The organism is Streptomyces sp. SID8352, assembly GCF_009862265.1.
GTDB lineage: Bacteria > Actinomycetota > Actinomycetes > Streptomycetales > Streptomycetaceae > Streptomyces.
In genome coordinates this window covers 1-9,813 of record NZ_WWGX01000049.1, presented here as the reverse complement: position 1 = coordinate 9,813, position 9,813 = coordinate 1, and the positions used below count along the sequence as shown (strand labels likewise).

The 9,813-nt window shown below is 75.8% G+C and carries 6 protein-coding genes and 2 pseudogenes; 2 read left to right on the top strand and 6 right to left on the bottom strand.

Annotated features, from left to right (window positions below; genetic code table 11):
* The 6 genes from GTY84_RS17875 to GTY84_RS17850 form a co-directional block, all read right to left on the bottom strand.
* On the bottom strand, positions 1 to 802 hold an 802-nt coding region (locus GTY84_RS17875; protein WP_161227289.1), incomplete at its 3' end, for a BMP family ABC transporter substrate-binding protein.
* A 231-nt stretch (positions 803 to 1,033) separates the two neighbouring features.
* The gene (locus GTY84_RS17870; RefSeq protein ID WP_161227290.1) at positions 1,034 to 2,272 is read right to left on the bottom strand and encodes a M20 family metallopeptidase; all 1,239 of its coding nucleotides are present in this window, start codon (positions 2,270 to 2,272) and stop codon (positions 1,034 to 1,036) included.
* 308 nt (positions 2,273 to 2,580) lie between these two features.
* Positions 2,581 to 3,672 (bottom strand): hypothetical protein, encoded by a 1,092-nt coding sequence (locus GTY84_RS17865; RefSeq protein ID WP_161227288.1) that lies wholly within the window; start codon positions 3,670 to 3,672, stop codon positions 2,581 to 2,583.
* Positions 3,673 to 3,748: 76 nt separating this feature from the next.
* Positions 3,749 to 4,687, bottom strand: coding sequence for an N-acetylneuraminate synthase family protein (locus GTY84_RS17860; protein ID WP_161227287.1), 939 nt, complete (start codon positions 4,685 to 4,687; stop codon positions 3,749 to 3,751).
* A gap of 11 nt (positions 4,688 to 4,698) precedes the next feature.
* Positions 4,699 to 6,117 (bottom strand): N-acylneuraminate cytidylyltransferase, encoded by a 1,419-nt coding sequence (locus GTY84_RS17855; RefSeq protein ID WP_161227286.1) that lies wholly within the window; start codon positions 6,115 to 6,117, stop codon positions 4,699 to 4,701.
* Positions 6,118 to 6,152: 35 nt separating this feature from the next.
* Positions 6,153 to 7,466: a DUF6716 putative glycosyltransferase gene (locus GTY84_RS17850; protein ID WP_161227285.1), complete on the bottom strand. Its 1,314-nt coding sequence runs from the start codon at positions 7,464 to 7,466 to the stop codon at positions 6,153 to 6,155.
* Positions 7,467 to 7,664: 198 nt separating this feature from the next.
* On the opposite strand from GTY84_RS17850, the pseudogene GTY84_RS33940 reads away from it, so the two are divergent.
* A pseudogene (locus tag GTY84_RS33940) lies at positions 7,665 to 8,624 on the top strand (glycosyltransferase family 2 protein); the annotation flags it as partial.
* A gap of 320 nt (positions 8,625 to 8,944) precedes the next feature.
* Positions 8,945 to 9,813, top strand: a pseudogene (locus tag GTY84_RS17840) (hypothetical protein); the annotation flags it as partial.

Genomic DNA, 9,813 nt, shown 5'->3' with positions numbered 1-9,813 from the left:
CCTCCTGGCCGTACTGGTCGGAGTCGACGCCGATCGCCCAGACCTTCGCCTTGGCGGCGGCCTCGATCACGCCCTGGCCGGAGAGGCCGGCGGCCTGGTAGACGACGTCGGCCTTCTTCTCGATCTGGCCCTCAGCGGCGGCGCGGCCCTTGTCGGGGCTGGAGAAGCCGCCCTCCTCCGCGGTCTGCGTCAGGTACTGCGAGAGGACCTCGACCTTGGGGTCGGTGTCCTTGACGCCCTGCTCGAAGCCGGCCTCGAACTTGTGGATCAGCGGCACGTCCACACCGCCGACGAAGCCCACGACCTTGGACTCGGTGGCCTTGGCGGCGGCGACCCCGGCGAGGTAGGAGGCCTCGTGCTCGGCGAAGACGAGGGAGGCGACGTTCTTGCCCTCGACGACGGAGTCCACGATGCCGAAGGTGGTCTTCGGGTACTTCTCGGCCACCGCCTTCATCGCGGGGCCGTAGGCGAAGCCGACGCCGATGACGGGGTTGTAGCCCTGCTTGGCCAGCGAGGCGAGGCGCTGCTCCTTGTCCGCGTCGGTCTCGCCCTCGGTGGGCTCGATGTCGGCGGTCTTGTAGCCGTACTCCTTCTGGGCCCGCTCCAGACCGGCGTACGCGGCGTCGTTGAAGGACTGGTCGCCCTTGCCGCCGATGTCGTACGCGATGGCGAGGCCCTTGTCGTCCTTGGCGCCCTCGTCGCCGCTCTTGCTCTCACTGCTGGTCCCGCCGCAGGCCGTGGCCGCGAGCGCGAGCGACGCGATCCCCACAGCGGCTCGGGTCAGGTTCGATATCCGACGCATCCGAAGTACCCCATTCTCCAAATCCCCGCAGCGGGCGCCCGGTTCGGCGCGACATTAACGCGCGTAGACACTCCTGGGAACGGGGACCCGCGGGGCCGTTATCCATTCGTGCCGCTGGCCGGGCGCGCCTCCTTGCGCCGGGACGGGTGCGGCGGGGGCGCCCCGGCCCCCGCGCACGAGCCGCGGGGGCGGGGCGGGGGCCGGGCGCGGGGCTGCCGGACGGGCGCGGGGCTACTGGACGGCGTCGATCAGGGCCGCCGCCGTGAACAGCTCCACGCCGACGGTGATGGCGTGCTCGTCCACGTCGAAGTCGCCCTGGTGGAGGTCGCGCACGGTGCGTTCGCCGGGCGGGCGGACACCGAGGCGGGCCATGGCGCCGGGGACGTGCTCCAGGTACCAGGAGAAGTCCTCGCCGCCGAGGCTCTGCTCGGTGCCCTCGACGGACTCGGTGCCGCGCCGGGCGACCATGGCGGCCTGGAGGAGTTCGGTGCTGGTGACCTCGTTGACGACGGGGGGCACCCCGCGCACATAGGTGATCTCGGACTTGGCGCGGTAGAGGTTGGCGACCTCGTCGATGGCGCCGACCACCAGGTCCGGCGCCTGCCGCCAGGAGTCCAGGTCGAGGCAGCGCACGGTGCCGGCCAGCTCGGCGTGCTGGGGGATGACGTTGGGCGCGTGGCCGCAGTCGATCCTGCCCCAGGTCAGGGAGAGTCCGCTGCGGCTGTCGACCCGCCGGGACACCAGCGCGGGCACGTCGGTGACGACGCGGGCGGCGGCGGTGACCAGATCGGTGGTCAGGTGCGGGCGGGCGGTGTGGCCGCCGGGCCCGTCGAGGGAGATCTCCAGCCGGTCGCAGGCGGAGGTGATGGGGCCGACCCGCAGCCCGATCCGCCCGGCGTCGACCCGGGGGTCGCAGTGCACGGCGAGGATGCGGCGCACCCCGTCGAGCGCGCCGCCCTTGATGGCGTCGTCGGCCCCGCCGGGCAGCACCTCCTCGGCGGGCTGGAAGAGCAGCCGCACGGGCCGGGGCAGCAGGCCCCGCTCGTGCAGCGCGGCGAGGACCAGCCCGGCGCCGAGGACGACGGTGGTGTGCACGTCGTGCCCGCAGGCGTGGGCGCGGTCGGGCACCACCGAGCGGTACGCGCACCCGGTCTTGGCGTCCGGGATGGGCAGGGCGTCGATGTCGGCCCGCAGGGCGAGCATCCGCGGCCCGCCGGACCACCGGCCCGAGGCGGTGCCGGTGCCGATGTCACAGACGAGGCCGGTGCCCAGGGGAAGGACGCGCGGCGCGAGGCCGGCCCGCTCCAGCCGCTCCTTGATCGCGGCGGTGGTGCGGAACTCCTGGTTGCCCAGTTCGGGGTGCATGTGAAGGTCGCGGCGGAACGCCACGAGCTCGGCACACAGCGCCTCGGGGAGGGCGCCGGGCAGCGCGGTTTCACCGGAAGTGTCGGCCTCGGACTCTGGGGACATCAGTTGCTTCACCCTCTGAAGGGTAGAACGCCGGGGCGGTGGAGCGCCCCACGATCAACAAAAGATCAGCCCCTCAGGCGAAGAAAGTTGGCCGCGCGGCGCATGGCTGTCCGGGGAGGTGGGTACACTCCCCCATTTTTTCCGGACCGGCACCCGTTCCTCCCGGACGGTGTTCCGCTGTCTCCACGGTTACCACGCCTCGGCCGGGCCACGCGTCCCGGAGACGGGGGACGACGCCCCCGGGGGCCCGGGAACGGGGCCGGGACCGGGATTCCGGGGCCCTGCCGGGTCCCCGGGCGCGGACCGCCTCAGACCGGGTCGGGCCGCCGGAGGGCCAGTCCGCCGGGGGCCGGGGGGAGCCGGTGGGCGCCGCGGGCGGTGTGGGTGACGCCGGAGAGGAAACCGGTGGCGCGGGGCGAGGCCGAGGGGGTGAGCCAGGCCGGGTCGATGTCGCAGACGGCGACCCGGACCCCGGTCCCGGCCAGCGCCAGGGGCAGGGTGTGGACGACGGTGGAGGGGAAGCTCAGCACGGTGCGGCCGATCGGGCCCCGGCGGGCGGTCAGCTCCAGTGGGAGGTCGGGGCGGACGATCTGGAGTCCCGTCTCCACGGCCAGCCGGTGGAGCTTCTCGACCCGCTCGCGCCGGTGGGCGAAGTAGCGGGTGGCGCCGTGCGCCGCGGCGAGGTCCCGGACGGCGGCGGCGTAGCGGTCGGCGTCGACGACCCCGGTCTCCACCAGGGAGGTGCCGACGAGGTCGGCGCCCCTGGTGAGGCGGGGCGGTCCGAACCGGGCCCTGGTCCAGGCGAAGGTGTTGGCGGCGACCGCGACGCCCTCGGGGACGTCGGCGACGGGCATGGCGGAGAAGACGGTGACGGCGCGGCCGGCCGCCGGGGTGAGGCGGCGCCGGGCGGCGCCCGAGACGGGGGCGAGGAGCAGGTCGCGGGGTCCGGGCCGGCTGCCCTTGCGGTGCCAGCGGACCAGCCGCTCGCCGCGGGCGAGCTGGGCGACGAACTCCATCGTGGCGGTGCCGTCGTCGACGACGACGAGGTCGCGCGCGCGGGTGATGGTCAGGAGGAGCTGGACGTAGCGGGAGAAGGGGTCGCCCATGACGACCCGGTCGGCCCGGCGCAGCTCGGCGGCGAGGCCGCCTATCGTGCGCAGCGGCGCGCCCGCCCCGCCCCGCGCCTCCTCCCAGCGGACGCCGTGGCCCTCGTCCCGGGCCAGTTCCGTCATGCGGCGCAGCTGGCCCCGGGTCATCGGGTCGACGGGCGAGAGGACGACGAGGGTGAGCCCCGCGCCGGGTGCGTGGGTGTGCGCCCACTCCAGCACGTTCAGCAGTTGCACCGGGCTCTCGACGAAGGCCAGGGTGCGGGTGCCGGGGTGACCGGCGCGGGGGCTCATCGGCGTACGACCGTCCCGTCGTAGGGCGTGGGGGGTGCGGGGAGGTGGGGGGCGGAGGGGCGGGTGCGGTGCGCGGTCAGACGGTGACGGGCTCTCCGGCCGCCGCGGCGATCTCCGCCTCCGCGACGACGCCGGTGACGCGGCGCAGCTTCTTCATGGGGCCCAGCTCGGAGTCGTAGACCTTCTTGACGCCGTCGCCGAGGGAGGACTCGATGGTGCGGATGTCGCGGACCAGGCGGCTCAGGCCCTGGGGCTCGACGGAGGCGGCCTGGTCGGAGCCCCACATGGCGCGGTCGAGGGTGATGTGGCGCTCGACGAAGGCGGCGCCGAGGGCGACGGCGGCCAGGGTGGTCTGCAGGCCGGTCTCGTGGCCGGAGTAGCCGATCGGGACGTTCGGGTACTCCTGCTGGAGGGTGTTGATGACGCGCAGGTTCAGCTCCTCGGCCCGGGCCGGGTAGGTGGACGTGGCGTGGCAGAGCAGGATGTTGTCGCTGCCGAGGACCTCGACGGCGTGCCGGATCTGCTTCGGGGTGGACATGCCGGTGGAGAGGATCACCGTGCGGCCGGTGGCGCGCAGCGCGCGCAGCAGCTCGTCGTCGGTGAGGGAGGCGGAGGCCACCTTGTGGGCGGGGACGTCGAACTTCTCCAGGAAGGCGACGGCCTCGGTGTCCCACGGGGAGGCGAACCAGTCGATGCCCTTCCTGCGGCAGTAGGCGTCGATCTGGCCGTACTCCTCCTCGCCGAACTCGACGCGGTGGCGGTAGTCGATGTAGGTCATCCGGCCCCAGGGGGTGTCGCGCTCGATGTCCCACTGGTCGCGCGGGGTGCAGATCTCGGGGGTGCGCTTCTGGAACTTGACGGCGTCGCAGCCGGCCTCGGCGGCGGCGTCGATCAGCCTGAGGGCGTTCTCGATGTCGCCGTTGTGGTTGATGCCGATCTCGCCGGTGATGTAGACGGGGCGGCCGGGACCGGCCTCGCGGGAGCCGAAGGCGCGGATGCGGGAGGTGGTGCTCATGGCGGGGTTCCTTAGCTGTGCGGGGTGAGCGGGGAGTCGGCCCGGTCGTCCGAGGGGGCGACGGGGCGGGTGGTGTCGAGGGAGGGGCCGAGGAGCCAGCCCGCGATCTCCCGTACGGCGCCCTCGCCGCCGGGCGCGGTGGTGACCGCCCGGGCGGCGCCGCGGACGACGCCGTGGGCGCTCGCGACGGCCACCGGCCAGCCGACGAGGGAGAAGCAGGGCAGGTCGTTGACGTCGTTGCCGACGTAGAGCACGCGCTCGGGGGCGATGCCCCGGTCCTCGCACCACTGCTTCAGGGCGAGGTCCTTGCGGTCGATGCCGTGCAGCACGGGCAGCGAGAGCTTCCGGGCGCGGGCCGCCACCACCGGGTTGACCTCGGTGGACAGGATCAGCATGGCCAGGCCGCTGCGGCGCAGGGCGGCGATGCCGAGCCCGTCGCCGCGGTGGACGGTGACGAACTCGCGTCCGTCGGAGTCGATCAGCACCCGGTCGTCGGTCTGGGTGCCGTCGAAGTCGAGGACGACGGCGTCGATGTCGGCGGCGGTGGGCAGCGCGCCGGGGAGGCCGGTGTCGAGGAGGGGGGCCAGGGCACGGGCGCGGGCCAGGTCGTGCGGGTCGTCGATCTCCAGGGTGCGGGCCGGGTCGGTGCGGACGAGGTCGGTGCGGCCGAAGAAGCGGTGGCCGTGCTCCCGGAAGCCGGCGGCGTCCATGGCGTAGGCGGCGCCGGTCTCCAGGAGGTCCTGGGGGCGGTCCTGGCGGCGGGGGCGGTGGGCCTTGTCGTGGTTGACGCCGTGGCCGCCCGTGGCGTCCGGGGCGGTCCCATCGGCCGGGGCCGGGGCGAGGGCCGGGGCCAGGGCGAGGGCCGGGGCCAGGGCGAGGGCCGGGGCCGCGCCGCCCGCCGGGGCGGGGGTGGGCCGGCCGACCGCCTCACCGTCACCGCCGTCGCCGTCGCCGTCGCCGTCGCGCCAGACGAAGCCGTGGAACGGCGCCACGGTCACCGCGGTGTCGGCGCCCCCGTGGGCGACCGCGGCGGCGACCCCGTCGATGTCCCCGGGGAGCAGGAAGGGGCTGGTGCACTGCACCAGCAGCACCACGTCGACGGCGGCGCCGTGCCGTTCTTCGTGGGCGTCCAGGGCGTGCCGCACGGCGGCCTCCGAGGTCGCGGTGTCCCCGGCGATGGCGGCGGGGCGGAGCACCGTCCCGGCACCGGCCGCGCGGGCGGCGGCGGCGATGGCGGGGTCGTCGGTGGAGACGACGACATCGGTCACCAGCCGCGCGGCCCGGCAGGCCCGCACCGCGCGGACGACCAGCGGGACGCCGCCGACGGGGGCCAGGTTCTTCGCGGGCACCCCCTTGGAGCCGCCGCGCGCGGGGATCACGGCCAGCACGCGGCGCGCTCCGGCGCCGGGCACGGCTTCGGTCGGGGACATGGGCGGTACTCCTTGGCGGGGGTTCGGCCGGGCGGTCACAGCTCGCCCATCCGGCGGATCGCCGGGGCGACGCGCTGGACGCCGTGGCGGTAGGCGCCGCGGGCGGCGCGGCGGACGATCTGCCGGACCGGCCCGGGGGCGCGGTCGGCGCCGGGGGCGCCGGGCAGCGGGGTGCCGTCGGGGGCGAGGTGGTGGCGGGCGAGGACGCCGGGCAGGTAGCCGGGGGCGGTCAGGGTGCTGTAGTAGGGGGCGAGGGGCGGCAGTCCGCCGGGGCGGCCGAGCAGCCGGGTGATGCGGGCACGGGCGGTGTCGAAGGCGGTGGCGTAGGCGCCGTCGGCGGCGACGCCCTGGCGGGCGACCCAGCCGGGGTCGGGGCGCGGGAGGTGGCCCTCGTCGAGCTGGTCCCAGGAGGCGAGGCAGCCGGAGCCCACGAAGTGGTGGTTGCCGAGCGCCTCGCGCACCCCCAGGTCGGTGAGGACGGCGGTGGGGATGCGCCGGTGCAGGGACTCCAGTGCGGCGGTGGAGCTGACGGTGACCAGCAGGTCGGTGGTGTCCAGGACCTCGCCCATGTGTCCGTAGACGAGGCGGAAGTTGGGCGGCGGATCGGCCCGCCGCGCCAGCTTCTGGTAGGGCAGTTCCTCGATGTGGGTGGTGTGCTCGCCGGGCCGGGAGCGCAGCTTCAGCAGCACGTCGCGGCCGGGGTGGCGGCGGGCGTGCCGGATCAGCCGGTCGAGCAGGTAGGCCCGGCCCGCGCGGTCGCCGGGAACGGAGGGCTGCGCGGCGAAGACGACGGTGCGCCGGCCCTCGCCACCCCGGTAGGCGTCGCCGCCGAGGAAGGGCAGCGCGACCTCGGTGACGGCCGAGGCGTCGGCGCCGACCCCCTCGTAGACGGCGCGGAAGCGCTCCGCGTCCTGCCGGGAGTTGGCGAGGACGAGGTCCGCGCCGTGCCGCAGCAGCAGACCGTCCGCGAGCTTCTCGTAGACGACGCCGACGTAGCCGGTGACCACCACGGGGCGCCGCGGACGGTCCTCCCAGGCCCGGCGCAGTCCGTGCAGCACCGCCTGCACCGCACCGCCGACCAGGGCGAGGACGAGCACGTCGTACGGCTCGCGCTCGACGGCCCCGAGGAACTCGGCGGCGGTCACCTCGCGGAGGGTGTCCGGGGTGGCGCCGACCTCCCTGAGCTGGCGGGGGGTGGGGGTGGCACGGCCGCGCAGGAGATAGCCGTCCAGGTGGACCGCGACGCCCTCGGGGGAGAGCCGGGACGCGGTGAGCGCGCCCCATTTCCACCGGGTGTCGGAATCCGCGAGTACGGCGATCCGCCGGGCCTTCGTTGCACTTTCTGGCACGTCTTCGACGGTAGGAACCGAATTCCAGCAATGGCCCAACCGGAATCCAACAAAAGGTGAACAGCACACTGATCAAGGGGAAATCGGCTTGCCCTGGACGCCCGGGAACGGCCGGTTCACCGTACGGACATTCCTTGTTCGCCCGAAGTCCAGGTGCCGGAAAAGCCGTGTGCCGGGCCGCCGCCTAGCGTCGTCCGCGTGCCCAAGCTCTCCGTGATCGTGCCGTTCCACGACGTGCGGCCCTACGCCCCCGACGCCCTGCGGAGTCTGCGCGCCAACGCGCGGGACGACGTGGAGTTCCTCCTGGTCGACGACTGCTCGTCGGACGGGACCGCCGACCTCCTCGACCGCGCGGAGCGCGAGCTGCCGGGCGCGGTGCTGATCCGGCACGAGCGCAACCGCGGCCTGGCGAGCGCCCGCAACTCCGGCATCGACCGGGCGCGCGGCGAGTACCTGGCCTTCCTGGACGGGGACGACTGGCTGGCCCCCGGCCACTGCGGCCGACTGCTGGCCGCGGCCGAGCGGCTGGACGTCGACTTCCTGCGCACCGACCACGTGCGGTGCGCGGGCCGGGACCGCACGGTGGTCCGGGTGCCGCACGGCCGCCGCAACATGGCGATGAGCCCGCGCGAGGCGATCCTCCCCGCGCACCGCACCACCTCGGTCGACTACGCCTACGCCTGGGCCGGGGTCTACCACCGGCGGCTGGCCGAGCGGGGGGTGCTGCGCTTCGTGGACGGACTGCGCACGGCGGAGGACCGGCCGTGGATCTGGCGGTTGCACCGGGAGGCCGAGTCCTTCGCGGTGACCGGGCTGCTCGGGGTGTACTACCGGCGCGGGGTGGCGACGTCGCTGACCCGGATCGGGGACGAGCGGCGGCTGGACTTCGTGCCCGCCTACGACCGGATCGTCGCGGAGACGGCGGCCGACCCGGACGCGGACCGGCTGCTGCCGAAGGCGGTGCGCTCCTACTGCGCGGTGCTCGCCCACCACCTGGGCGCGATCGCGGAGTTCGAGCCCGCGGTGGCCCGGCGGCTCCGGGAGGTGAGCGCGCGGGCGCTGGCCCGGCTGCCGCAGGACGTGCTGGACGGGGCGCTCGCCTCGATGGACGCGGGCCGCGCGGCCCGGCTGCGGGCGCTGCGCCGACGGGGCGTGGCGGGGCCGGGCCGGGGGCCGGGTCCGGGGGCGGGTCGGGGGCCGGGGGCGGGGGCGGGTCGGGGGCCGGGGGCGGGTCCCGGCACCGCCGGGGCGGGCGCGGGGGCCGGGGCTTCGGGCCCGGGGCCCGGGATCCCGGGCGCGGGGCCCTGGGCTTCGGATGCGGGGGCCGGGACCCCGGGCGCAGGAGCCGGGACTCCGGGCGCAGGAGCCGGGACTCCGGGCGCAGGAGCCGGGACTCCGAGTGGAGGAGCCGGGACCCCGGGCGCAGGAGCCGGGACCCCGGGCGAAGGGGCCGGGGCCCCGGACGCGGGGGCGGGCGCGTGAGCACGCAGGTCTTCCTGGCCTCGACGCCGTACGGCGCGGCCGTGTTCGCGGCGGCCCTGGACGCGGGGTGCCTGGCCCCGGCCGACCGGCGGATCCTGCTGGTCGCCACCGTGGGCGAGGTGCCCGAGGCGGCCCCGGGCGTGCACGAGCTGCCCGGATTCGCGGGGGTGCGGGAGCGCTTCGACGAGGTGCGGTCGTGGAACGAGGCGGTCCGACCGCTCCACCCGGACTCCTGGGCCCCCCGGGCGGCGGACGTCCCGCTGTGGGAACGGTGCCTGCGCGCGGACTGGGCGCTGGGCGACGGGGACGTGGCGCTGGTGGTGGAGTCGGTGACGGCGCGCCCGGCGCTCTCGGTGGCACAGGTCTTCACCGACGCCCCGGTCACCGTCTGCGCGGCCGACGCCCGGGTCTACGGGCCCACCCCCGCCCGGCTGGACCCGCTGCTCGGCACCCGCGTGGAGCGGCTGCTCCACCTGGACCTGGCGCCCGGCCTGGCCCCGCTGCTGCTGACGGAGTTCGGCGTACCGGCGGCGACCGTGCCGGGGGCGGCCTTCGCGGCGGTGGTGGCGGAGATCGCGGACACGGCGGGGCGGGCGGCCCCGGCGGGGGCCGGGGAGACGGCCCGGGCGGCGGCCCGGGGCTCGGGCCCGATGACCGCCGGGAAAGCCGACCCGGCAGCAGCCCGGGACACGGCCCCGACAGCCCCCGCGAAAACTTACCGGCCGCCGACCCGGGACACGACGCCGACGGCCCCCGGGGAAGCTGACCGGCCGACGACCCAGGGCACAGGCCCGATGACCGCCGGGAAAGCCGACCCGGCAGCAGCCCGGGACACGGCCCCGACAGCCCCCGCGAAAACTTACCG

Bases quoted from the DNA above. Each gene is read 5' to 3' on its own strand.
- GTY84_RS17870 (WP_161227290.1), bottom strand. From the start codon at position 2,272: ATGTCCCCAGAGTCCGAGGCCGACACTTCCGGTGAAACCGCGCTGCCC.
- GTY84_RS17865 (WP_161227288.1), bottom strand. From the start codon at position 3,672: ATGAGCCCCCGCGCCGGTCACCCCGGCACCCGCACCCTGGCCTTCGTC.
- GTY84_RS17855 (WP_161227286.1), bottom strand. From the start codon at position 6,117: ATGTCCCCGACCGAAGCCGTGCCCGGCGCCGGAGCGCGCCGCGTGCTG.
- GTY84_RS17860 (WP_161227287.1), bottom strand. From the start codon at position 4,687: ATGAGCACCACCTCCCGCATCCGCGCCTTCGGCTCCCGCGAGGCCGGT.